This is a genomic window from Mangrovivirga halotolerans, assembly GCF_026241165.1.
Classification (GTDB): domain Bacteria; phylum Bacteroidota; class Bacteroidia; order Cytophagales; family Cyclobacteriaceae; genus Mangrovivirga; species Mangrovivirga halotolerans.
On sequence record NZ_JAPFQN010000007.1, the window covers coordinates 1 to 25,480 of the forward strand.

A 25,480-nucleotide genomic window follows, 5' to 3' on the forward strand; every position below is an offset into this window, starting at 1 on the left:
TAAACACTTTTTTAATAATTGCAATACGTCACATTGGAAAAAATATTTACTCCCCCATAACTTGCTTAAAGTCACAACAATAATTTATTAAATAAAAAAAGCCGGCCTTTCCCGAGGCCGGCTTCATTTTAAAAGACTAAGCTTATTTTTATTTAAGCCGGTACTTCTTCTTTAATTATTGTAGCTTCTCTGTCTGGCCCAATTGAAACCAATGTGACAGGTACTCCTACGTATTTTTCAATATACTCGATATATTCTTTCATCTCAAGAGGCAGGGACGAAAACTCATTTATACCATCAAGATCACAATCCCATCCTTTAAATGATTTGTAAACAGGTTCTACCTCATTTGTACTCAGGTCGTATGGAAGCTCTCGATTAACAGAACCATCCTCATGCTTATACTCTGTACAAACTTTCAGTTCTTTAAAATCATTCAGAACATCTGCTTTCATCATATATAATTGCGTAACACCATTGAGCATTACAGCATATTTCAAAGCAGGTAAATCCAGCCATCCACATCTTCTGGGGCGACCTGTCGTAGCTCCGAATTCGCTGCCCAGCTCCCTTAATTTCTCTCCGGTCTCATCATGAAGCTCAGTTGGAAAAGGTCCGCTTCCTACTCTTGTACAATAAGCTTTAAAGATACCAAAGACTTCTCCGATCTGTGAAGGTGCCACACCTAAGCCGGTACAAGCTCCTGCTGTCATTGTATTACTACTTGTAACAAAAGGATACGATCCAAAATCAATATCCAGTAGCGATCCCTGGGCTCCCTCAGCCAACACTGACTTTTCCTCTTTTAAATAATTATTGATTACATATTCACTTTCGATGAACCTGTAATTTTTCAAGAATTCAATTGCTGAGAAAAAATCATCTTCAAGTTCTTTAAGATCATAGTCAAACTTATATGCATTTAAAATTGACTCGTGGTGTTTTACAAGTCTGTCATATTTCTGTTTGAACTCCTTAGAAAGAATATCCCCTATTCTAAGACCCATTCTTGCGACCTTATCCTGATAAGTTGGGCCTATTCCCTTTAGTGTGGATCCGATTTTACTTTCACCTTTAGATTTTTCATAAGCAGCATCTAGTAGGCGGTGAGTAGGTAAAATTAATTGTGCTTTCTTAGAAATTGATAAGCAATCTTTACATTCTACTCCGGCATCGATAAGCTTTTCAATTTCTTTTCTAAGAATTACCGGATCAAGAACAACTCCGTTTCCTATAACGTTGTCTACTTTATCTCGAAATACCCCTGAAGGAATTTGATGTAAAACATGCTTTCTTCCTTCAAATTCCAAAGTATGCCCAGCGTTTGGTCCACCCTGAAATCTGGCGACTACATTGTATCGGGGAGCCAATACATCTACTACTTTGCCTTTGCCTTCATCTCCCCATTGAAGACCCAACAATACATCAACTTTCATTAGCTACTTATTAAGCTTTTTTTAGCTTCCTCTATAGAATCAACTATTTGGAAAATATTATTCAATTTCGTTATTATAAGAAGTTTCTTAACCTGTTCTCCAGGATTGACAAGAACAACTTCACCTCCTCTATTTCTAAACTTGGTTAAAATAGTTATCAAAACCCCGATTCCGCTGCTATTGATGTATCTCAAATCTGAGATATCAATAGCACAAAGACTTATTCCTTTTTCAATTTTTTCCTGTATCACTTCTATCAGCTCAGCACCATCATTTTCACCAATAAGGTCTCCTGAAAAAGAAAGGATAAAGACTTGGTCTTCTATCTTATATGTATACTTCATTTTATTTCAATTATAAAATAGTGCAACTCCAATATAGAAATGCGTTTTTCACCACAAATATATATAAATGAATGAGAACCGACGAAAAAAAGAAATTATTTACAAATTATTCCTTTGGATTATATCGTGTTACTGATTCTACTCCATCTACACTGCGTAGTTTATCAATTAAATTTTTTAGATGAAATTTACTATCAACATATAATTTTATATTTCCATTGAAAATCCCTTTATCGGTACCTATCTGTACAGAACGCATGTTTACCTGCAATTCCGAAGAAATAATTTTGGTTACATCATTTACCAGGCCTATTCTGTCAGTACCGGTAATTTGTAATCCGGCAAGTGCAGCAGTTTCCTTCTGACTTTTCCATTTCGCTTTAATTACACGGTATCCATAGTTTGATAAAAGCTCAACAGCATTAGGACATGATGTTCGATGAATTTTTATACCGTCGGACACAGTAATAAAACCAAATACATCATCTCCCGGAATTGGATTACAACATTTAGCTAAGGTATAATCAACCTTATCCATGTCTTCACCAATAAGAAGTATATCCCGGTCTTCTTCTGTAACCCGCTTAAGTTCGGAAGCAAACTTTTTAGGATCATCAAGTTTAACCCTTGGCTTATGAGGAGTTACTTGCTCGGTTTCATCCTTTTTATATAGAATAGACTTTATACCCTTGACATCAATAATCCCCTTCCCGATCTTATAATACATATCAAGAACCGTACGCTCATTAAAGCGGTCTCTTAACTTATCAACGACACTACTATTAAATTCAATTTTATTTCTTTTTAATTTTCTCTGGAGTATTTCTTTACCGTCCGCAGCAGCGGCTTTCTTTTCTTCTTTAAGAAAATCTTTAATACTTGCTTTTGATTTACTGGTTACTACAAAACGCAACCAATCCTCAGAGGGCTTTTGCTTATTTGAAGTTAATATTTCTACCTGGTCACCGTTTTTCAAAACATGATCAATAGAAACTAGCTTTTGATTGATCTTTGCTCCGATACACTTTTTTCCTACTTCAGTATGGATTTCAAATGCAAAATCCAGAGTAGTGGCTCCATTTGGAAGAGACTTTAAATCTCCTTTAGGAGTAAAGACGAATACTTCCTTATTGAAAAGATTATATCTGAAATCATCTACAAATTCGATTGCCTGAGTGGTATCACCGGCTTCCAGAACTTCTCTGACCCGTGCTATCCATGCTTCGAGACCCACTTCCGGATTTATATTTTTACTTTCCTTATACTTCCAATGGGCAGCATATCCCTTTTCAGCGATATCATCCATTCTTCTTGAGCGGATCTGAACCTCAACCCATTGACCGCCTTTACTCATCACTGTGGTATGAAGAGATTCATAACCGTTAGCTTTAGGCGTACTGATCCAATCTCTTAAACGGTCCGGATTAGGTTTGTAGAAGTCAGTAACAATTGAATATGCCTGCCAGCATGCCGGCTTTTCCTGCTCCTGATCTGTGTCTAAGATTATTCGAATGGCAAAAACATCATAAACTTCTTCAAATGGAATATTCTGTTTATTCATTTTTGACCATATACTATGCACGGATTTTGTACGTCCTTTTACTTCAAACTCATATCCATGTTTTTCTAGCTCAAGTTTGATCGGATGAGTGAACCTTCTGATAAAGCGATCACGAATTGGTTTTTCAGCCTTTAATTTAGTTACTATTTCATTATAGACTTCAGGCTCAGTATATTTTAAAAATAAATCTTCAAGTTCAGACTTAATGGCATACAATCCGAGTCTATGAGCCAAAGGCGCGTAAAGATAGATTGTTTCGCTGGCAATTTTAAGCTGTTTATTCCGAGGCATACTTTCAAGTGTACGCATATTATGTAATCGATCTGCAAGCTTGATTAGAATTACACGGACATCTTCTGAGAGCGTCAGCAACATCTTTCTGAAATTCTCAGCTTGTTGAGAGGTGCCATATTCAAAAACCCCGGATATTTTTGTTAGTCCATCAATGATCTGAGCAACCTTAGAACCAAATTCATTTTCTATCTCATCCAGTTCGATATCGGTATCTTCGACAACATCGTGAAGTAAGGCAGCAACTATTGAGGTTGTCCCCAGGCCAATTTCTCTAACACAAATGTGGGCAACTTCTAACGGATGAAAAATATAAGGCTCCCCGGATTTACGCCTCATATCCTTATGTGCTTCAGCAGAAAGATTAAAAGCTTTTCGGATTATTTTAGCATCATTATTTTTAAGAAAAGGTTTTGCCGCTCTTAGCAACCTTCTATACTTGTTAATTATTTCTTTATTTTCTTCTTCTACAGCTACTACACCGGCCATATTTAAATTTTATTTTATTTTTTTTTCAAACGTTATTGCGAATTAAAAAATCTTTTTTACATTTGCACACTCAATTGCGGATGTGGCGAAATTGGTAGACGCACTAGACTTAGGATCTAGCGCCGCGAGGCATGGGGGTTCGAGTCCCTCCATCCGCACAAAACTCACCCTCGATCAGATAAAAGTATATCTTGGTTGAGGGTTTTTTAATTATTGTCGTACTATAAATGCAAGTCAGCCTTGGATATTACGTTAAACAAGAAATCCAATACAGAAGCTACCATTAAAATTAGCTTAAATCAGAATGATTACCAATCACAGGTAGCCGAAAAAATTAAAGAGTACAGCAAAAAAGCTAATCTTAAAGGATTCCGCCCTGGAAAAGTGCCTACAGGTGTAATTCAGCGCATGTATGGCAAGTCAATTCTCGTAGAGGAAGTAAATCACCTTGTCTCTCACAAAGTTTCGGACTACATCAGAGAAAACAAGATTCAGGTTTTAGGTCAGCCTATCCCGAATGAGGAAATGATGAACAAAATCGATTGGGACAACCAAAAAGATTTTGAATTCGAATATGAGATCGGTTTTGCTACAGAATTTAAAGCTGATGTTTCTAAACGAAAGAAGCTGACTAAGTATGTCATTAAAACCGACAAGAAAAATATTGATGAGACCATCGAGCGTCTTCAGAAGCAATTAGGCGAAACCACTGAGCCTGAGACTGCAGAAGCTGACGATGTCTTCACGGGAACATTAACATCTGAGGATGGTACCTTTGAAAAGGAGTTAACCCTAACCATCGATAAAGCTACTAAGAAAGAACAGAAAGCATTTATTGGTGCTAAAAAAGATGATGAAATCACTTTTGACATTAGAAAGTCTTTCAAAAAGGATGAGGATCTTGCTGCAGCGATCGGTCAGCCGGTTGACGAGGTAAAAGACCTTAAAGGTAACTTCACTTTCAAAATAGAAAAAATAGAAAGAAAACAGCCAGCTGAATTAAATGAAGAATTCTTTGAGAAAGTTTTCGGAAAAGATTCTGTCAAAGACGAAAAAGAATTCAGAGCTAAAGTTGAAGAAACAATTAAAGAAAACTACGACAGAGAGAGTGGTTATCTATTAGACAGAGATATTCGAGATAAGTTTGTTGAACTTACTAAGATCGAACTTCCTGATGAGTTCTTAAAGCAGTGGATTGTTAGAAATAACGAAGGCGAGGTTAATCGCGACCAGGTAGAAGATGAATTTGAAGCTTATTCTCGTGACTTGAAATGGAGCATGATCATCGATCAGGTTGCTGAAGAGAATGAAATTAAGGTTGAGAATGAGGAGATCATGGAAGAAGCTAAAAAATCCATTGCTCAACAATTTGGTGGTATGCAAATGAATGATGAGATGAGCCAAATGCTAGATCAAATCGCTCAAAACTACCTTCAGCAAAACAATGGCCAAAACTATATGAACATTCATAATCAGGTTAAAGGTCAGAAAGTACTTGATTTCATAAAAGAAAAAATTGAAATCACGGAAAAAGAAGTTGACGTTGATAAATTCAACGAGCTAGCTCAAAACTAATTTTCATTAATAACGTTATAAAAAAAGTCCGGCTGAACGTTGGACTTTTTTGTTGTATAAAACATAAAAAAGTCACTTCCGTTGGCAATTATAGGCTACAGATAGTAGATTGTTTGTAGAATTATAGTCAATTAAATCCATGAAAGAAATCAACAAGGAAGAATTTAGAAAATACGCAGTAAATCATAGAGGTATAAGCGGCTCTACTTTTGATGATTATTCAAAAGAAATGCAAAATATGACTCCTTATGTTATTGAGGAGCGTCCAACAAATTTCAGACAAATAGATGTATTCTCACGTCTGATTATGGACAGGATAATTTTTCTTGGTACACCTGTAAATGATGAGGTTGCCAATATCATAACTGCTCAATTATTATTTTTAGAGTCTGTTGATTCTAAAAAAGATTGCCTTCTTTACATCAATAGTCCTGGTGGATCTGTTACTGCTGGTCTTGGTATGTACGACACAATGCAGTATATCAAACCAGACGTAGCAACTATTTGCACAGGTCTGGCTGCATCAATGGGAGCTGTTTTATTAGCAGGTGGTGCAGAAGGAAAACGTGCAGGATTACCACATAGCCGTGTTATGATTCACCAGCCATCTGGTGGAATGCAAGGTACCTCTGCCGATATGGAGATCAGTTATAAATTGATCATGTCTTTGAAAAAAGAACTATACGATATTTTATCAAAACATACAGGAAAATCTTACGATCAAATTGAAAAAGATTCTGACAGAGATTATTGGATGAAGTCAGAAGAGGCTAAAGAATATGGCCTGATCGATGAGGTTTTAAACAGAAATTAAAGGAAGGAAATATATGTCCCAGGAAGTAACGTGCTCATTTTGCGGGAGGAATAAGAAGGATGTGGACCTGATGATTTCCGGTATTCATGCTCATATTTGCAACTTGTGCATCAGCCAGGCAAATCAAATTCTAACCGAGGAGTTGAAGAATAATAAAAAGACTGAGTCTCCTCAGTTTAAACTTCTCAAACCTAAAGAAATGAAATCTCATCTTGATGAATATGTCGTTGGTCAGGATGAGGCTAAAAAAGTTATATCTGTTGCTGTGTACAACCACTATAAGCGGTTGATGCAGCAAAAAGCAGATGATGATATTATAATTGAAAAATCTAATATTATCATGGCCGGCGAGACGGGTACGGGTAAAACTTACCTGGCCAGAAATCTTGCAAAAATACTTGAGGTGCCTTTTTGTATTGCAGATGCTACAGTGCTGACAGAAGCTGGCTATGTCGGTGAGGATGTAGAAAGTATTCTGACAAGATTACTTCAAGCTGCCGACTATGATGTCGAAGCTGCAGAAAGAGGAATCGTTTACATAGACGAGTTGGATAAAATCGCTCGTAAATCTGATAATCCTTCGATTACCAGAGATGTAAGTGGCGAAGGTGTACAGCAAGCATTACTTAAACTTTTGGAAGGTACTGCAGTTAATGTACCCCCTCAGGGTGGAAGAAAGCACCCCGATCAGAAAATGATCACTGTTAATACTGAGAACATTCTCTTTATTTGTGGTGGTGCTTTTGATGGTATAGACAGACATATAGCACGACGTCTTGACACTAAACCTATTGGGTTTGCTGGTGAAAAAGACAGAGCTGCTAAGGAAATTGACGAAGATTCAATTCTAAGCCATGTAACAGCTCAAGATCTTAAGAGCTTTGGATTAATTCCTGAATTGATAGGCAGACTTCCCGTATTAACTTACTTGAATCCGTTAACACCGGAAATTCTAAAGATGATACTTAAGGAGCCAAAAAATGCATTAATCAAGCAGTACACAAAGCTCTTTGACATGGAAGGTATCAAGATTCGATTCACCGATGGCGCACTTGATTTTATAGTCCAAAAGGCTACAGAATACAAACTTGGTGCTCGTGGTCTCAGATCAATCTGTGAAGCAATAATGAATGATAGTATGTATGAGCTACCATCAATGGATGATGTTAGTGAATTAACTATTGATAAGGAATATGCTCAATCCAGATTTGATAAATCTAATTTCAGAAAACTGAAAGTAGCTTAATTTTTAGAATTAAGCCTTGAAAATATAAGCTTCCCTGCCTCCAGGGAAGCTTTTTTATTGCCAAGTATTTCTTTTATTTCTCTAAAACCATCGATCATTTCTTCTCTTCTCCCTCCACTAATAATCTCTTTAAGGCCTTCCATCATTTCCTTAGAATTCATCTTATCCTGTATCAATTCGGGTACTACTTCTTTTCCCGCAATTAGATTCGGAAGCCCTATATAATCAACTTTGATCAGTTGCTTGGCAATTAAGTAACTAACCGTACCTGCTTTATAACAAATCAAATGGGGGACATTAAATAAGGCCGTTTCCAATGTTGCTGTACCACTTGTCACGAGGGCCGCATCGGCTACATTGAGAAGATCATAAGTCTGACCATTGATTAGTTTTACATTATCAAATTCATCAACCTTTGCATATAGCTCCTCTGGCAAGTTATCTACTGCGGCAACAACAAATGTTGCTTCTGGAAATTCGGGAATTACTTCCAGCATTTCGTTCAGCATGGTTGATACTTCCTGGTATCTGCTTCCGGGAAGAAGTGCTATTATTTTTTGAGATCCTTTTTCGTTAATCCTATTGAGAAAGGAAATATCCGGTTGAAAATTTCTGATTTGATCGAATAACGGATTGCCAACATAATCAGTAGAATAATCGAATTGTTCATAAAACTCTACTTCAAAGGGTAAAATGCAATACATGTGGTCAACCAGTCTTTTAATCTTATATGCTCTTTTTGTATTCCAGGCCCAGATTTTTGGGGAAATGTAATAATGCACAGGAATACCCAGGCTTTGAGCAAAAGCAGCCATCCTTAAATTAAAACCGGCAAAGTCCACTAAAATTATCGCATCTGGCTGTACAGATGAAATATCCGATTTGCATTGTTTGATAGCTTTTTTAATAGTCCGGAAGTTTTGAATAACCTCCCAAAAACCCATAAAGCTAATTGATTGATAATGTTGTAAAAGCTCCATACCTGCATCTTTCATATAATCTCCCCCCCAGCCAAAAAATTCAGCCTTATTATCTATAGAAGCCAAAGCTTTGATGAGATTACCTGCATGCATGTCTCCGGATCTTTCCCCGGCAATCAAAAAGTATTTCACAGATAGAAAATTAGATTTTATTCACCGTAATATTCTACGTAATTTTTATGCGTTTCAAAGAGAGTTAGCTTATGAAGAACGCTGTCCTTACCCATATCTTTAATAGCCGGAGCTAATATTTTCCATATTTCAGCTATAAGGTTTTCACAGCTTGGAAGTTTACCTCTCATAAAATCCACGTCCAGGTTCAAATTTTTATGATCAATTTTGTCGATGACTTCTTTGTTTACCAGATCCCCAAGCTTTTTCATATCAACAACAAACCCTGTATCAGGATCGGGATTACCTTTTACAGTCACAATAAGCTCAAAATTATGACCATGCCAATTAGAATTCGCACATGGCCCAAATACTTCCTTGTTTTTTTCCTCTGTCCAGCTATCGTTATATAGCTTGTGAGCTGCATTAAAATGCTCTTTTCTATTAACGTAAATCATCACTATCTAATTATTGTGCAAATATAGGAAAAGATAAGCCAATGAGTTCCATACAATTAAACCTATCAATTATATTTGTCATTCATTATGATATTTATTAACAATACAGATAGCTCAATTCCACTAACTTTAATTAAGTTACTAAACAAAGAAGGATTCTCTAATCTTCTGATTATTAATCCCAATCCGCCTTTACTATCCGAAATAGAATATTTTGATTCTATACAAATCAAAGAGCTAGAGTATTATTTAGACAAATATCAATGGGAAGCTGAAATGTTTATTTACATCAACACTTTGGATCTTGATCTCGACTGGGTGATAAAAAAATGTTCAGATTTTCAAATCCCACTTTTAGCTATCAACGCTAATGAAAACTCCGTTGATAAAAATCAAAATTCACCATTTTACTTTAAGTTTTATAAATGGGAAGGGGAAAGCATTACCAATGAGGAAAAAGAAAAGTTACTTTCTTTAATTCGTTTAAATAAATAAAAAAAGCCTGCTTGATTTACAAAGCAGGCTCTAAAATATACTTCTAAATTTTAGTATTTCATCAATTTAAACTTCTGTGTTCCATCAGGAGTATTAACTTCAATTATATATAGACCAGCAGACCATTGTGAACCATCAATTTCACACTGACTTTCCTTAACTGATATTTCTTTCATTAGCTTACCCTGAATATCTATTATAGAAATCGTCGCTACATTAGAAGGTAAATTATTGATTCTCCAAATTCCCCTAATACTTGGATTAGGATACACAACGATTTTATTCTCTTCTAATTCATCTTCAACAGAAGTTACTATTAAAGGTCTTACACTAGTATCCTGACATCCATTTTCACCGGTTATTGTAAGTGAAACATTAAAATCTCCATAATCACTATATGTGTGTTCAGGGTTTTGTTCAACAGAAGTGCTTCCATCTCCAAAATTCCAAAACCATGCAACCGCATCAGTACTTTGATCAGTAAAAAGAACTGGTGACTGATCAAAAATTGATTTTACATCATCATCAATTGCAAACAAACTAGTTGGCTTTGGTTTGATTGTTACAGACACTTCGTCACTTAAACTATTACAAGAAAATTCTGAGTTGGACACTTCTACTGAATAGGTTCCTCCTTCTTTTACTGTAATTGTTCTATCAGTACTGCCAGTTGACCACAAGTATTCATTACCACTCTGAACAGCAAGTAAGATAGAATCTCCCTCACAAATATTAGTTGAAGCTCTTGATAAAATAATTTGTGGATTTGCTACTACATTTACTACCGCAGGAGTTCTTACACTTTCAAAAGATGAGGTAGCATTAGAAACATAAATCACAGTATCATTTTTCACGTTGTTAATAGTAATAGTATTACTGTTTGTGACAATTGGCTCTCCTCCAGTAAAATTTTTATACCAATTAAATCTTGATGCACCTGAAGCTACTAATGTTGCATTACCATTATAGCATACGTTAACTGTATCTACTACAGGCATTGTTGCATTTAATGTCCTGTTATACATTGTGTAAGCAGCATTGGCAGAGTTGACAACATCGGCAAGACTATCACCGGCTAGTAATGCAAATGCAACTTTTGTGGTTTCTCCGGAATTAATAGATATAGGGCCAATTGAAACGGTATGAGATACATCGTTACCATCTTCTGATATTCCAGCTTGTGGTCTGCCTATGCCCGATGTCAAAGATTCAATTTTTTCTTCATCAGAATAGCCATCATACACTCCCCAGGGATTATCTTGAATATCACTATCATTATCAATAGCCCAATAATTAAAATCACCTGTGAGGGTTTGAATTGCTGCATAAATACTATCTGCTTCCTTTAAATTATGAACAAACCCAAAATTGATATTACCATCTGAATGATAACCAGCCCTATCCGGAGGCCCTGCAAGCTGGGATATATCCCAATCAGCATATAATCCTATATACAAATCTGTCAAAGGGGCCTCAGACTGATTTTCAAGTTCATATTCTACAATAACATATTTATCATCTGGTTTTTCTCCCCAAACCATTGAACGGTAATTGACTAATACATTGAGAGGCTTATCAGAATCAGAATCATCGAATGACCCAAATGCTTCTTCAGCTGAAAATTTACCTGGTATTATATTAGTAATTCTATCTACCGGGTTAAAATCATTATCAACAGATGATCCTGTACCCCTTACATTATTTGATAGATTTCCATTTGAAGTAAGCAATAAACCCATTTCAAATAGAAGATTTCTATCATCATAGAGAAACCCTATTCCCTCTTCAGCATTAGATAACGGATCATTAAATCCAATCCTTCCTTCTCCTGTAATAGTTGTTGAAACTAAATTTCGCTGAATATTTATATAAGTCGGGTTTAATATAAGGGTGATAAACTGAAAATCTTTATAATCACCATCTGTGAATGTTACCTTGAATGAAACTTCAGTATCGTTAGGTATCGTATTTTCTATAGCTATTCGAAAAGGTATATTTTCAGTGTTTAGCTGGTTAGTACTATCTATTACACCCGGGAAAATTTCACCATCCAAAACCTCAATATATATTGAGCTAGTTGATAATGTTACTTTGGTTGCATTTGATGATCTCCATAAGGAATTATTGATTACCCCTGTAATAATTGCCGTATCACCAGCTTTGGCTACTTGTCCTGTTTCTTCATTTTTAATTTCAATATCATTAAATGATAAGGCAGGTGATTGAAGAGTAAGGGCTTTAAATATATCCAATCTACCAAACCCTAACTTATCTCTATATCGAACTCCAGCCGTTTCATAGATTGAAGTATCTGCAGAAACTCTTAATAGTTTTTGAATTTGTTCGGGAGTGAAATCAGGGTATTTACCTTTGATTAAAGCTGCAGCACCAGCCACGATTGGCGCTGAAAAACTTGTTCCATTTGTATAGGTATATGAATTATCAAAGGAAGTTGTATATATTGATGAACCTGGAGCTATAATATCAACATAGTAACCATAGTTTGTAAATGATGATATCTGATCATTTCTTCCTGATGAAGCTACTGCAAATACACCGTCATAAGCTGCAGGATATTCATTTCTATTCAGAGCGCTATTGCCAGCTGCTGCAATAAATGTGACACCATTTTCTACTCCAAAATTGATGACTTCTTGCCAAATATCACTACGGCTAGGTCCGCCAAATGACATATTAACAATATCAACTCCTTGTTCAATCATATACATGACTCCTGCCAGCGTAAAATATACACTTCGGTCATCTTCCCCTTGATTATCATAAGAGTGCTTAGTAATCAATAAACTTGCATTATATCCTACACCTGCAACTCCAATTTCATTATTTGTCGCAGCAGCTGCAGCCCCTGCTACTAAATTACCATGATTTGTACCCGGGACGTCTTTTTTTACATTTACATCAGGATCTCCTGGATAATCAAAATCTAATGTATCTGGCCCAGCAAAATCCCATCCTCTTACGTTATCTATATAACCATCATTGTCGTCATCTATATCGTTATTAGGAATCTCATCCGGATTAACCGTTAATTTTGAAGCAAGGTCTTCATGGTCTATATCAATTCCACTATCTACAATTCCAATTACAATACTTGAATTTGATTTTGAAATATCCCATGCATCATATGCACCGATCAAATCCAAATAATATTGATTAATTAGAGACGCATCATTGGGAATTTCATATGTCTCATATACGATATCCTTTTCAGCAAATTCAATAAAATCACTTTCTTTAAGATTTGCTAAAAATTGATTTTCGTCAATATCATCAGGTTTAGTGATGTAAAACACCTTGTCTATGATAGAAGGCTTACTTCTTTTTAAAGGAGAGGAAATCAAATTCCGGATTGGAACTAACTTTATTTCTTTATGTACCTGATCTGATAAAACAGTTTTCAGGTTTTCGGATGAAACGAAATCTTTTGTTTTGATTACATACCTTTTTTGAGCACTGAGAGATACAGAAAGACAAAGGAAGGCAATTAAAAATAAATATTTTCTCATATCAAAATTGAAATAGTGTCTAAAACCATTTTCATCTATAAGGACAACCTATCAAAATTAAATAAAATAATCTAAATTTTTTACAATATTAATATCAGTCTATGTTTAAGAAAGTTTTAAAAATAATCATTTGATTTTCAAGTCATTAAATAAATAAATCGCCTATCACCCACCTTAAAAAGAGATTTAAAATTGAATTGAATTCAAAATTCATTCACATGATCTATTTTAAAATAACCCTGTAGAAACTATTAATATATTCTACATTAGCTTAGTTAAACATACCAATTTAGAAAAGTTGGTTTCAAGCGTTTTGTATAGTTTATTATTATCCCACTTAAAATGTATCTAATTAATCTAATTAACAAATAGAAGATGCCTATGTTTCTTTTGCGTGTATAAAAAAATGCTAAATAAATAAAAAAAGAGGTCGATAAACTCGACCTCTTTTATATAAAATTCAAAATTAACTTTTACTGTTTTGTTAAGGTCAAAGTACTTTCAAAACCACCGAAACAATCAGGGTTACTATAAAACATTGAGATTGTAAATGAAGTATCATCAGTACCGTCAAATGTACCTATTAATCCTGATGTAGGTGTTACAACATCAACGTTGCTTCCTCCACCACAACCAATACCAATTGATTGCTCATTAATAAATACCTGACCACAGGACAAATCAAATGTAAAGCCCAAATCAGCAAAACTACAGCATCCAGGAATAGTATAGTCAGCAGTAATTGTTCTTGCGTTTCCACCCGCATTAGTAATGGTTGCAGGCCCTATAAACAATCCCTGATCATCTTCTAAATCATATGTCCCTACAAATAACTCTTCAGGTACCGGACAAGATGCAATTGCAGCAACTGTTTTCGCGATAGGAAAAGCTTTTCCATCTGATTGTCTGATAGCCCTGAATGAATAAGTGATATTATCATTCAGACTAATTGTTTCAGGAGTCACTTCTGTAAATCCTGCAAATATGGCATCCTTACCGTCATTCACAGTAGCCGGGAATGTTGAATATACATCACCCTCAACTGTTTCGACTACACCATCTTCAGCAGAAACATAAGTTTTAACCACTTGTATTTCTATATTCTCATTAGTTGGTACCATTTCGAAATTCACAACCGATTGATCCAGATCTAACAAGTTAATTATTGGATCTGAACTAGCATTGATTTCTATTCCTGAGGCACCAATTTCATCTGCCTTACTGGTCGGGAGTTCAAAGTCTTCCCTATCCCAGCCACAAGACATTATCAGTATCGATAAAAATATATAATTTAATTTTTTCATTTCAGCAAATTTTAGTTTTCACTTAAATCATCCCAATAAACACCATTAATAGGTCGGCCTGAAGGAACATTTTCTCCATTGTTATCTATTTCACTTTGAGGATAAGGCCATCTTCTTAACAGATCTCCATTTGGATTGAAAAGGTTTGGAACTCCAGTTCTTCTCCACTCAGCCCATGCTTCAATTGACTGGAAAGGATAAAAACCAATATATTTTTGAAGATAAATATCCTCTAAAGAAAGATTGCCTTCTCCAGGTGCTACTGAAGGTTCGCTCAGGTATGCATCAATAACATCCTGGTCAGTCACTCCAGCTCTTCTTAATGCAGCCTCTAAAGCTTCAAGATAAGCAGCGTAAGCTTCCGGAGCATTATTATTTCTCAAATGAGCTTCAGCTTCAGCTAATTTCAATTCATCATAAGTCATGAATTGAATTGGTGAATCGGGTTCTATATAATCATAAACTTTTGAATAAATAGCACCTCCCTGATCAAGATCAGCTGTTCCATTTGGAGCTGGGATACTATTGTATCCATCATCAAAAAACAAGTCTCCTCTCGGATCATTAAATCCTGATAATAAATTAAAGAAGGATTCACTAACTGCAAAATGTACCCTATCGTTAGCTTCTTGAAACCTTGGGTTTTCAGTTTCTGCTCCAGCTGAAAATGCATCAAAAATAAAAGCTTCATCATTACTATCAAATGAATTGCTAGCTGCAGCTATCACCGCATCAGCGTCATAATAAGGGGTATTCCCTAATCGAGTAATCATTTTGGCTTTTAATCCATTTGCTGCTTTTATCCAAAGCCCCAAATCACCCCCATAGATCAGATCATCATCTCCTGGTACTATTGGAGTATCAGTATTTAGTGCTACGATAGCACTATCAAGTAAATCCAAAAGACCATTATCGCCAGTGTATATCTCCTCCTGCGTATCATATTCAGGATTGAAGAACTCACCTGAAGCTGCTTGTGAAAATGGTACAGGGCCCCAGCTATCTGTTGCCATCATAGCATTATATGCATAGAGAACCAGCCCTATTCCCTGGTAGGAATAAGCCTCTTCATTAGCCGCCTGCTCTATCATGATCCTTAAGTTTTTAAGAGATCCGGGATAGATTGCTGTCCAATCGTTATTAAAAGTAGTAGCACTATATACAAACCTGTCAAACTGGTGTAATTGTGCATGAACTCCAGTCATATGCTGGATCATTGTTGACATATATAATGAACCGTCTCCTCCTACTACAGCATACGCAGTATGAGTTTCCACATACGGTAAAATTGTCCTTAGAGGTACTTCTAACGGATTATCTTTGTCCCGGTTTATTTCATTCAGTGTTTCATCAGAACAAGCTGAAAAAATTAAACCAATGAGAAGTATATATATTATTTTAGTTTTCATATCGGTTTATTTTAGAATGTTACATTAATTCCACCACCTATTGAACGTGTTTGTGGTAAGTTAACATACTCCAGTCCCTGGAAGTTACTTGCTCCACCAACACTAGTTTCAGGGTCAAAGTTTGGATACTTTGTCCACAAGGCCAAATTTCTTGCCTGGAAGAAAACTCCAAGATTTTTAATTAAGCCTCCGCCCAAAATTGATTGTGGGAAATTATAGGTCAAATTAAGTTCTCTGAAACGTACAAAATCCGTATCGTAAACATTTGATTCGTCAATTGCATCCATTGCAATTTGCCAATATTGCTGATTTCTTTCAATAACAATATCATTTTCTCCTTCAGACTCCACTACAACATTTCCGTCACTATCGAAAGAATAATACCCTTTTACTCCTTCAACTACATATGGAGACTCTCTGTCCTCGGTAACTTCATCCATTCCATATAGCTTTTGAAGTCTGGTGTTACCAGCGTATGCCTGACCACCTACTCTTATATCAAAATGAACAGATAAAGTTAAATTCTTGTAAGAAAGAGATGAAGATAGTCCGACTTCATAATCTGGATTAACCTGACCGATCACCCCATCATCCGGGTTTTGAACAGGCATACCATAACTCGAATTAGGCACTCCATTTACAAACTCTCTGTTGTCAACCACAACTCTTCCTTCATCATCTCTCAAGAATCTTGAGCCAAATACAACAGGATAAGGTGATCCGGCATAAGCTCTAACGTTAGGCGTTACGAAACCACCCAGGAAAATATTTTCTACACCTGGGGCTAGTGATATCACCTCACTTCTTAACCTTGTGTAGTTAGCCGTTATATTCCATTCCCAATCCTGAGTTTGAAGAGGAACAAGATTTAAAACAACCTCCCAACCCTGGTTTTCTAACTCTCCAGCGTTTCGAAGGATAGATGTATAACCTGAAGATGGAGCTAAAGGAACAGTAAAGATCTGGTCTGTAGAATTCTCATTAAAATAAGTTGCATCTATTCCCAGACGTCTGTTGAACAACTCTAATTGGACTCCAACTTCCCAAGTTGTTACATTTTGTGGCTCAAGATTCGGGTCACGCAATGCATTACTTTGTTGATATGCAATCAAGTTATTAAACGTAGGAAATGCTATACCGTCATTGGTAAAACCTGTTCCAGTTCCAGCTGAAAGGAAAGGTACCTGAGTTGCCTGAATCGGACCAGGCTGACCTACTTCTGCATAAGATCCTCTGATCTTACCAAAATTGAACCATTCTGGCCTGCCATCCCATGGCTCAGTAAACACAAAACCAAGACCTATTGATGGATAAAAGAAGCTTCTGTTTGCCTCAGGCATATTAGATACATAATCCATACGACCACTTGCGTTCAGAAATAACATATCTCTCCACGATAATGAAGCATTCGCAAAAAACCCAACAGTTCTTTGCTGACTTGTTCCTACCGTTGTAGTTTGAGCTGAAGTATTACTGATTTGATCAAATCCACCAATTACAATTCCATTACCAGTTACACCTAATGATTTAGTCCTGATATCAATCAACTCATTTCCTAAAAGGAAATCTAAATAGAAATCATCACTCAAAGCTTTCGAAATAACCATATTAAGGTTTGAGTTGATCTGCTGATAATTGTAGGTTAATTCGGTAATCTGACCACCTGAAGGAGGGACTGTACGTCCACCTGTAAATCCTGAACCAAGAGCATAAACTTCTTTTCTTTGTTCAGAGAATACATCGGCACCAAACTTATAATTAACTGTAATCCAATCTAGAGGCTTATATTTAAAATATACGTTTCCAAAAGTTCTGGTGATTTTCTCATTGAAACTGTTGTTTGCCAGTGACCATCTTGGGTTATCCATAGCACCCCTGTAATGAATTTGTTGATAAGGGTCTGCTTCTGTAGCAAAAGGAGTTCCCCATAAATCATAAGATCTAGGAGCCCAATAGGTAGTAAAAAGAACGTTGGATAAGTTACTACCTCCTGCTAACTTATCGATATCAGTAACAACGACATTTATACGAGCACCTGAGCTAAACTTATCATTTAATTTATAATCTCCAGCTAATTTGAAATTAATCTTGTCCATTCCAGTAGTTGGAATTATACCATCTTGAGTAGTATAAGCTCCTGATACTGCATAATTGAATTTTTCTGAAGCACCTAATATCTCTAGGTTTGTGATTGAAGTAGTACCATTATCAAACATTGGACTGACATTGTCATAAACACGAGGTGTGACAAGTTCACCAACATTATTAACGTACTGACCATTACCATCAGCAAATGCATTTACAGATGGATCAGCAAAATTACTGATTCTTGGACCCCAGGAAGTACTGGCTGTTGGACTATATATCCCTCCTGATCCCTGGCCGTATGTAGATTGTAAATCAGGGGTTAGAGAAACCTCGTCAACCTGAAATGATTGTCTTAAATTAACCTTAAACTGACCAGCTTTCAGGTTTTTACCACTCTTAGTAGTAATAACAACTACACCATTAGATGCTCTGGATCCATATAGTGCCGCAGCAGTTGGGCCTTTAAGAACTGAAATACTTTCAATATCACTCGGATTAAGGTCTAATGCTCTGGAAGAATAATCTGTACCAGATACAGCACCAGAAGAAGATGCGTTGGATGCAATAGGCACCCCATCAACTACGAACAATGGCTGATTGTTACCTGTAAAAGAATTACTTCCTCTAATTCTAATGAAAGATGATGACCCAGGCATACCAGATGATTGGTTAACCTGAACACCAGCTACTTTACCTTGCATAGCATTTACTGTATTAGGAGTACCGGCATTTTCAAGTTTTTCACCAGATACATCTTGCACAGAATATGCTAATGCTTTTTTCTCTTTTTCAATACCAAAAGCTGTGACAACAACTTCAGTTAATTGCTGCACATCCTCTTCCATTACTATGTCAATAGTATTTTGAGCTCCTACAACCACTCTTTGTGTTGCATATCCCACCGAGGAGAAAACTAAAACAGCATCTGAAGAACTAACAGATATGGAATAATTTCCGGAAATATCTGTCACAACACCTGTTGAAGTACCCTCGATTATAACATTCACGCCGGGAATTCCTTCCCCGGATTCATCAGTCACCGTTCCAGTGACGGTCCTCTCCTGTGCCAAAGTCTGAAACATTAGCAATAGGAAAGCACTCAGAAATAGTAAACTTTTCCTCATACTTAAAAAAGGTTTAGATTTAAAATTAACACCGTTTACAATTTAGCACTTTTTTTGTATTTGTTAAAAAATGCTAAATTAAATTATATGAAGAATATCTGAATAATTCAATTTAAAACAAAATAAATTTTACAAAACTTAGGTTTATAAATATATTATTGGTTTAATCACTCAATCAGCAAGGGCATTATAACATACCGATTATTAATTGCTTAATCCAAAACCATAATAATCCAAGAGCTATTATTGAAGCAAATGATTATTCGACTTAATAATTTATCTAAAAAATATGTGTTGCTTAAAAAAAAAATTATGCTTAGAAATGTGAAGCTTGATTAATTAGGCAAGGCAAAAACATCCTCATTCAATCATTTAATAAGTCTATAAAAAACAAAAACCGAAGAAGGGTAGCCCTTCCTCGGTTTTTAATGTTGTTAATCCTGTATGATTAACAAATGATGATTAGTAAATGGTAAATATTACCAAACTAATATTTTTTCAGATATTTGATTATTTCCGGATTCATCAAAAGTATTTACAATATAAATCCCGGAAACCAACACATTTTGTAGTGTGATCTGATTATTTATGACTTCTCCTTGTTGGACCTGTTGTCCTAATAAATTAGTAATTGTATAACTATCCGTTTTAGTATCTGAATCGATATTCAACACCTCTCCATTTCTTAATCTGGTTGGATATATTGATGAAGCGCTAATAGTCAAATTATCGCCCACGGATAACAATTCATTTCTATCTTGAATGATAAGATCATCTATTGCCCATCCCCAAGAAGTGTTTTCAAGATCAGAATACATTCTAAATCTTAATAAAATCTCATCTCCTGGTTCAAAAAATTGAAGTAAATCAATCTGATGACTTACAAAATCATCATTCTTTGGTTCCACATTATTTTCATATGCTTCCAGCCATTTCGAATCAAATGATGCATCATACTTTTCCGTAATGCTAATCCATTCAAAACCATTCTTGGAAGCCTCAACTACAACATAATCTTTAAACGATGCTTCTTCAGGTAACGAACCTTCCAAACCGGGCTCCACTATAGCTATATCCTTATATGCAACAAATGCATCAAATTCTGCTACTCGTACCGGGAAATCAAACAATACTATTGATTCAGTTTCTGTATTGTATGGATGATCGGTTTGTATCGGTCTTCCATCAAAAATTGTAGATGAGTTTTGACCGATGTTATTGAAATCAAAATCAAAAGTGTTAGTCTTGAATCGGTTAATGTAACTATTAATTGCATCTGGATAGAATCCTAAAGTTCTAGACAATCCTTCACCAGGGAATGCTAATCCATTTTTATATCCTACAGTATTTATCTCTGCTCGTACGACTTCTTCATTAATATCAATTAACACTTCATATTCACCCTCTTTGATATCATAACTATAAATAGTGTCATAATCATTGAGTATTATACCAACAGAATCAAAGTCATTTCTGAATTTAAATCCTGCGATAATATCTTTAGTTAATGCAGCTTCTATTGACAATACTTCAGGACCCACTATAGTTTGCGGTAACTCAGGTAAGGTAACTGACCAAATACCACGGCCATGTGTACCTAGTACAACCTGATCATCTTCAACTTTAATATCCCATATAGATACAGCTGGCATATTTGCATTTAATCTATGCCATGATTGGCCTCCATCTGTAGATTCTATTATACCAATTTCAGTACCAACCCAGATAATATTATTATCAAATGGCATCACCTGTAAATCAAATACTGCTACATCAGGGAAGCCAGATGAAGACACTTCATTTGCGCCAAATCCAGAAATATCATTCCATGTTTGCCCATAATCATCAGTATGAAGTACTTTAGGTGATTTAGCAAAAGAAAATAATGCATATGCTTGTGCAGGGTCATTTGGATGTGTTGCCAAACCTGAAATAACTCCCATTTCTAAATCTGTAAAGTTATTTACCTGGCTAAAAGTTAATCCATTATCTTTTGAAACGAAGATACCAGCTTGATCAGGAATCATTCCTGCTCCTGCATAAACTACAGTTGGAGTTGCTTCTGAAATACTTACCTGGCTAAATGAAGTCAAACTCCAATCTCCATCAGGCTCAATAAGATCCCAAGTACCTCCAAATGTAGATGACCTCCAGATTCCTGAGGACCCAACAGCGTAAACAACATCAGGTTGGGAGTTTGAATTCTCCAATCTTGTAATAAAAGGAGCATTACCTGCACTATTATCAGTAAGACCTCTCACTGAAGATTGGAAGGATACTCCTCCGTTAGTTGATTTATTTATATCGTTGTAATAAACAGTTCCTAAGATTAAGTCAGGATTTGTATAATGCCAAACTACTCCAAAACCATCACCACCTAAAGCTCTTTGATATTTAGTATCGCTACCACCTACTTCTCCCTGTGGAGTTAACCACGTTCCGTTATCCTGAGACCCACCAATATACCTGTTCTCTCCAGGAGCTTTATCAACAAAGTAAAATTGAGTAGTGTTGTAGCCATCTCCTGAATAAATCCAATCACCATTAGATTCTCCTGGATTTGCTCCAGGTTTGGAAACATAAACACCTCCATCATTACCGTTTATTATCTTCCATTCCTGATTTGCTTCGTCAGTGATGACTGGAACTAAATTATGATGGTCAGGGTGAAGACCGGTTACTGTTGTTGCACCCGTTGTCTGACTAAATCTATTGTTTCCTGAATACTGGCCATATGCATCTGAAACATTCTTTGTATCCTTAACCCGAGTTATCATTGTACCCCAGTTTATTTTATATACAAGGCTTTGCATGTTAGCAGGATCCCAGGTTTGAGACTCTATTAAATAAGGCCAGAGAAAATACATGTCGTTAAAAACGTGACCGCCGTCTGTTGCAATATCAGTTGAAGGTGTTTCAGAATATTCAACGCTATGAATGTATAGATACTCTCTTGAATGAAGGTCTTCTTCTCCTGCAGTTGTATTTAAATTAATTAAATTGAATTCTCCATCACGTTGCTGATCTCTAAAAGACACCATTAGCTGGCGGTTATTATCCACATCCCAAACCTGGAAAGGAACCTCAACATAATCCTGATATGTATAATCAGAAGCAGGAACTCCCGGCCCCTCACCTTCAGGAACTGTAAATCTATATGCCTTTTGAGAAAGTCCAGCACCAAATCTAATTTCTACAGATGAATAATCTTCGATTGCTGCACTTCCTTGTCCAATTGTCCCAGAAAGAAATTCACCACCAAACTGAACAAGCTCAAAAAATGTCTCTCCGGTTTCTTCAACATTTAATAAAGTAGGGTCAGTTTCACTCAGTCCTTCTTGTACAGTGAATTTCCACAGGTTTACACCACCCACATATACAACATCCTGATCAAAAGGATGGGCCATTATTATATTATCATACCAACCTTGTCCTCCTAAGAAGTCAACATTAGTTGTAATTGCATCAGATGAAGATGACTCAAAAAGTAAATCCCACGTTTCACCCCTATCATCAGAGATATATAGGTCTGACGCATTCCCAGATTGATCACCTTGTGCAGAAGCAAAGACTCGATCTGTTTTTACTGGTGAAACCGTTATTTCTACCCTTCCAGATGGACTCATCCCTGAATTTGAAACACTCCAGTTTTCACCTGCATCAACAGATTTTAAAACGCCTAGTCTTCTCTCAGCAGCATAAATAACATCAAAGTTACCTGGTTCATAATCCAAATCCTGAACATACGAGACCTGAGCATCATATACTCTTCTCCATGATTGACCCCCATCTGTACTCTTAAATATCCCTGAATTAAAAGCCCTTGCATTAACAGGATCATTATTTGCACAAACGAGAACTGTATTAGGATCCTGAGGATCTACTATAATTCTACTAATTGTTTGGAAATTTTCATTAGCTGTGGCTGATAATTGAACCCAGTTTTCACCTCCATCGGTTGATTTAAACACACCAGCCCCTTTAATAAAACCAGAAGATGCTGAAAAACCTTCTCCGGTGCCAGCATATATTATACTAGGATTTGAAGGCGCATAGGCTAACCAGCTTATAGCAATGTTAGGTAATTCCGGAGTTTTATTAACCCAGGTTTGACCTGCATCTGTAGTTTTCCAGATACCACCACCAACAGATCCTGCCAACCAGGTATTACCTGTGTTATCGGTTGGATCAGCAACAATTCCTCTTGTTCGTCCCGGAACGTTCGAAGGCCCTCTTTCGTCAAAATTCAATTCGGCATTTCGTACTGAAAAATCGGTTGGTAGTTTGCTGTTTTCCTCAATCAAATAATTCACACCGTACTGAGGTGCTGAATCTCCATGCTTTGTTCTAATAGCATTGTAATACTTAATAAATTCATCAGGTTTATCAGCTTTAAAAGCACCATTTTGCTTAGAGCGAATTTTTTCCTGCCACCATTTTGTGAAGGAATCTTCTGCTAAATCTGATGTTGACTTAATTTTGGTTGTTTTATTTTCTTCATCTGCAGAATTGAATTGAAATATCATAATTACTGCAATAGCTGAAAAAAAATACACTAACAATTGTAAAAATTTTTTCATAATTAATATTTAATGGTTTCAGATTGTTTAGGTTGATTATTTCTCGTTTTGGTTTGAACGTTTAATATATAGGCTGGATTTATTGAATCATTTTGAATTCCAATTATAGGTCTAACTAAAATATTCTGGTCATCCTGCCAGGAAATATCCCCGCCTATGAAGGAATCATCAAAAATTATTTCTTTTTTATCATAAACTTTATAAAAAATAACTTGTTTACCGGATGTTGGAATTTTTCTCTTACAAACATCGATATAGTGACTTTTTGGTTGATTAAAAATCTGGTAAGTGCTGTCACATTGCAATGTGTCAAAACTACTTATCGTATTAGATTCTTTTTTATTACTAACGCTACAAGAGTACAAACTTAAAAATAATACAACTAAAAAGTACTTAGATCTAAAAATGTTTTTCAAAACAATAAAATTGGAATAATTTACAGGTTGAAAATAATTTTCAATTTAAAACACTTTTGACAATTTTTTGCACATATTTTATGAAAAATTTACATTTATCAACCTTTATTTGTTTAATAGTTTCGATTTTACAGATAAATGCTCAATCACAAACAGCAGGTGGAGTTTCTACGAAAGGTGTAGATATGAACACAAATGCATTTGGTGCTATCAGTCAATTTGATAGTTATGTACCATCTGAGAAAGGAACTGTTTATCTAACTGATGGATGGCATAAAAGCTCTTTTACCTTAGCAGACGATAGAAAAATTGAAGACGTTTGGGCAAGATTAGATCTTGTGAGAAAACAATTTGAAATAAAAAATCCTGAAAACATCAATGATATTAAGGTATTGAGTATCTCTATGATTAAGAGCTTTAGTTATTTAGATGTAGATAATAATAAAACCAGGTTTTTTAAAAATGCCAAATACATGGGGCAAATAACTAATCTACAACCAGGTCTTTACGAGATCCTTAGTCAAGGAGAAAATATTAAACTAGTAAAGAAAGCTGAGATAAAAGTTATTGAAGGAAACTATAACGTTGCACTTGATGTTGGATCAAAAGATAAAACATTTAAAAGAGATTTTAACTACTATTGGTTAATTGATAATGAGTTAATGGAAGTTAAAAAATCGACGATAAAAAAGTCTGACGAAATATCTTCAGAAGAATATAAAAGCCTGAAAAAATTCAACAAGAACAATGAGAGTGAATTAATTGAAACAACACTTAATTTTGACAAAGCTTTATAATTATCTATAGCAGTTAAAAAGCCATATCAACATATGATATGGCTTTTTTTATGCCCAAATAATAAATATATTAGAATTAAAATAGGCATTCAAAATATATTAATACAGGATAAAATATTTTCCTGTTCCCAATTTTGATTTTTAAACTGTCATACGAAAGATTGTCAGAATTAGAAGCAAAGTAGATGTTCAAATAAGCAGGGGGTTATAAATTCTAATTCTTTTACATTTTCACTTAATCAATTGAAGATGTTATATACTATATTTTATTAAACTAACACTGTGCTTAGCTATAGCTTACAATAGCATTTTTGCGGCTATTCAAAGGTTATCTCGCCCTTCTTACCTCTGGTAAACAACAAACAAAAAGTATTAAACCCTTTATGTATCTATTATTGTAAAGGTTCACTTAGCATAAATAATTGATTTAATTTC

The 25,480-nt window shown here is 35.5% G+C and carries 16 protein-coding genes and 1 tRNA gene; 6 read left to right on the plus strand and 11 right to left on the minus strand.

The features are described from left to right. Nucleotides 1–152 precede the first annotated feature (152 nt). From OO013_RS13725 to OO013_RS13735, 3 genes are all read right to left on the minus strand, one after another. The gene (locus OO013_RS13725) at nucleotides 153–1,436 is read right to left on the minus strand and encodes an adenylosuccinate synthase (protein ID WP_266057483.1); all 1,284 of its coding nucleotides are present in this window, start codon (nucleotides 1,434–1,436) and stop codon (nucleotides 153–155) included. Continuing rightward, the gene (locus OO013_RS13730) at nucleotides 1,436–1,780 is read right to left on the minus strand and encodes an STAS domain-containing protein (RefSeq protein ID WP_266057484.1); all 345 of its coding nucleotides are present in this window, start codon (nucleotides 1,778–1,780) and stop codon (nucleotides 1,436–1,438) included. Before OO013_RS13730 ends, OO013_RS13725 begins: the two co-directional genes overlap by 1 nt. A gap of 106 nt (nucleotides 1,781–1,886) precedes the next feature. Continuing rightward, on the minus strand, nucleotides 1,887–4,121 hold the full coding sequence (locus OO013_RS13735; RefSeq protein ID WP_266057485.1) for a RelA/SpoT family protein: 2,235 nt from the start codon (nucleotides 4,119–4,121) through the stop codon (nucleotides 1,887–1,889). A 76-nt stretch (nucleotides 4,122–4,197) separates the two neighbouring features. Here OO013_RS13735 and OO013_RS13740 point away from each other — a divergent pair. The 4 genes from OO013_RS13740 to clpX all read left to right on the plus strand — a co-directional run bounded on the left by OO013_RS13740 (nucleotide 4,198) and on the right by clpX (nucleotide 7,756). Further along, nucleotides 4,198–4,279, plus strand: a tRNA-Leu gene (locus OO013_RS13740). 82 nt (nucleotides 4,280–4,361) lie between these two features. Then, nucleotides 4,362–5,696: a trigger factor gene (gene tig / locus OO013_RS13745; protein WP_266057487.1), complete on the plus strand. Its 1,335-nt coding sequence runs from the start codon at nucleotides 4,362–4,364 to the stop codon at nucleotides 5,694–5,696. A gap of 139 nt (nucleotides 5,697–5,835) precedes the next feature. Next, nucleotides 5,836–6,510 (plus strand): ClpP family protease, encoded by a 675-nt coding sequence (locus OO013_RS13750; protein ID WP_305067237.1) that lies wholly within the window; start codon nucleotides 5,836–5,838, stop codon nucleotides 6,508–6,510. A 13-nt stretch (nucleotides 6,511–6,523) separates the two neighbouring features. Then, a complete protein-coding gene (gene clpX / locus OO013_RS13755; protein ID WP_266057488.1) occupies nucleotides 6,524–7,756 on the plus strand; it encodes an ATP-dependent Clp protease ATP-binding subunit ClpX in 1,233 nt (410 codons plus the stop codon). Here the strand turns inward: clpX and lpxB are convergent. Both lpxB and OO013_RS13765 read right to left on the minus strand, forming a co-directional pair. Further along, nucleotides 7,753–8,868, minus strand: coding sequence for a lipid-A-disaccharide synthase (lpxB, locus tag OO013_RS13760; protein WP_266057490.1), 1,116 nt, complete (start codon nucleotides 8,866–8,868; stop codon nucleotides 7,753–7,755). The genes clpX and lpxB overlap by 4 nt on opposite strands. Nucleotides 8,869–8,885: 17 nt before the next feature. Beyond that, complete coding sequence (locus OO013_RS13765; RefSeq protein WP_266057492.1) at nucleotides 8,886–9,305, minus strand: 6-pyruvoyl trahydropterin synthase family protein; 420 nt, start codon at nucleotides 9,303–9,305, stop codon at nucleotides 8,886–8,888. An 87-nt stretch (nucleotides 9,306–9,392) separates the two neighbouring features. Between OO013_RS13765 and OO013_RS13770 the strand changes: the two genes are divergently transcribed. Next, on the plus strand, nucleotides 9,393–9,800 hold the full coding sequence (locus OO013_RS13770; protein ID WP_266057493.1) for a hypothetical protein: 408 nt from the start codon (nucleotides 9,393–9,395) through the stop codon (nucleotides 9,798–9,800). Between the two features lie 50 nt (nucleotides 9,801–9,850). Here OO013_RS13770 and OO013_RS13775 read toward each other — a convergent pair whose 3' ends face one another. The 6 genes from OO013_RS13775 to OO013_RS13800 form a co-directional block, all read right to left on the minus strand. Beyond that, nucleotides 9,851–13,327, minus strand: coding sequence for a S8 family serine peptidase (locus OO013_RS13775; protein WP_266057494.1), 3,477 nt, complete (start codon nucleotides 13,325–13,327; stop codon nucleotides 9,851–9,853). Between the two features lie 473 nt (nucleotides 13,328–13,800). Next, entirely contained in the window at nucleotides 13,801–14,631 is an 831-nt protein-coding gene (locus tag OO013_RS13780; protein WP_266057495.1) for a hypothetical protein, read from the minus strand. Nucleotides 14,632–14,642: 11 nt separating this feature from the next. Beyond that, nucleotides 14,643–16,040, minus strand: a complete 1,398-nt coding sequence (locus OO013_RS13785) for a SusD/RagB family nutrient-binding outer membrane lipoprotein (RefSeq protein WP_266057496.1) — start codon at nucleotides 16,038–16,040, stop codon at nucleotides 14,643–14,645. Between the two features lie 11 nt (nucleotides 16,041–16,051). Continuing rightward, a complete protein-coding gene (locus OO013_RS13790) occupies nucleotides 16,052–19,252 on the minus strand; it encodes a SusC/RagA family TonB-linked outer membrane protein (RefSeq protein ID WP_266057497.1) in 3,201 nt (1,066 codons plus the stop codon). 479 nt (nucleotides 19,253–19,731) lie between these two features. Continuing rightward, a complete protein-coding gene (locus tag OO013_RS13795; protein ID WP_266057499.1) occupies nucleotides 19,732–23,832 on the minus strand; it encodes a T9SS type A sorting domain-containing protein in 4,101 nt (1,366 codons plus the stop codon). Nucleotides 23,833–23,834: 2 nt separating this feature from the next. Then, nucleotides 23,835–24,248 carry a hypothetical protein gene (locus OO013_RS13800; RefSeq protein WP_266057500.1) on the minus strand — a complete coding sequence of 138 codons (414 nt, stop codon included), beginning with the start codon at nucleotides 24,246–24,248 and terminating at the stop codon, nucleotides 23,835–23,837. An 80-nt stretch (nucleotides 24,249–24,328) separates the two neighbouring features. Between OO013_RS13800 and OO013_RS13805 the strand changes: the two genes are divergently transcribed. Further along, nucleotides 24,329–25,045: a hypothetical protein gene (locus OO013_RS13805; RefSeq protein WP_266057501.1), complete on the plus strand. Its 717-nt coding sequence runs from the start codon at nucleotides 24,329–24,331 to the stop codon at nucleotides 25,043–25,045. Nucleotides 25,046–25,480: the final 435 nt, after the last annotated feature.

Excerpts from the sequence above, each read along its gene's own strand:
- OO013_RS13805 (WP_266057501.1), top strand. The coding sequence starts at position 24,329 with ATGAAAAATTTACATTTATCAACCTTTATTTGTTTAATAGTTTCGATT.
- OO013_RS13775 (WP_266057494.1), bottom strand. The coding sequence starts at position 13,327 with ATGAGAAAATATTTATTTTTAATTGCCTTCCTTTGTCTTTCTGTATCT.
- clpX (WP_266057488.1), top strand. The coding sequence starts at position 6,524 with ATGTCCCAGGAAGTAACGTGCTCATTTTGCGGGAGGAATAAGAAGGAT.
- OO013_RS13790 (WP_266057497.1), bottom strand. The coding sequence starts at position 19,252 with ATGAGGAAAAGTTTACTATTTCTGAGTGCTTTCCTATTGCTAATGTTT.
- OO013_RS13765 (WP_266057492.1), bottom strand. The coding sequence starts at position 9,305 with ATGATTTACGTTAATAGAAAAGAGCATTTTAATGCAGCTCACAAGCTA.
- OO013_RS13730 (WP_266057484.1), bottom strand. The coding sequence starts at position 1,780 with ATGAAGTATACATATAAGATAGAAGACCAAGTCTTTATCCTTTCTTTT.
- OO013_RS13725 (WP_266057483.1), bottom strand. The coding sequence starts at position 1,436 with ATGAAAGTTGATGTATTGTTGGGTCTTCAATGGGGAGATGAAGGCAAA.
- OO013_RS13735 (WP_266057485.1), bottom strand. The coding sequence starts at position 4,121 with ATGGCCGGTGTAGTAGCTGTAGAAGAAGAAAATAAAGAAATAATTAAC.
- OO013_RS13795 (WP_266057499.1), bottom strand. The coding sequence starts at position 23,832 with ATGAAAAAATTTTTACAATTGTTAGTGTATTTTTTTTCAGCTATTGCA.
- OO013_RS13785 (WP_266057496.1), bottom strand. The coding sequence starts at position 16,040 with ATGAAAACTAAAATAATATATATACTTCTCATTGGTTTAATTTTTTCA.
- OO013_RS13750 (WP_305067237.1), top strand. The coding sequence starts at position 5,836 with ATGAAAGAAATCAACAAGGAAGAATTTAGAAAATACGCAGTAAATCAT.
- OO013_RS13770 (WP_266057493.1), top strand. The coding sequence starts at position 9,393 with ATGATATTTATTAACAATACAGATAGCTCAATTCCACTAACTTTAATT.
- OO013_RS13780 (WP_266057495.1), bottom strand. The coding sequence starts at position 14,631 with ATGAAAAAATTAAATTATATATTTTTATCGATACTGATAATGTCTTGT.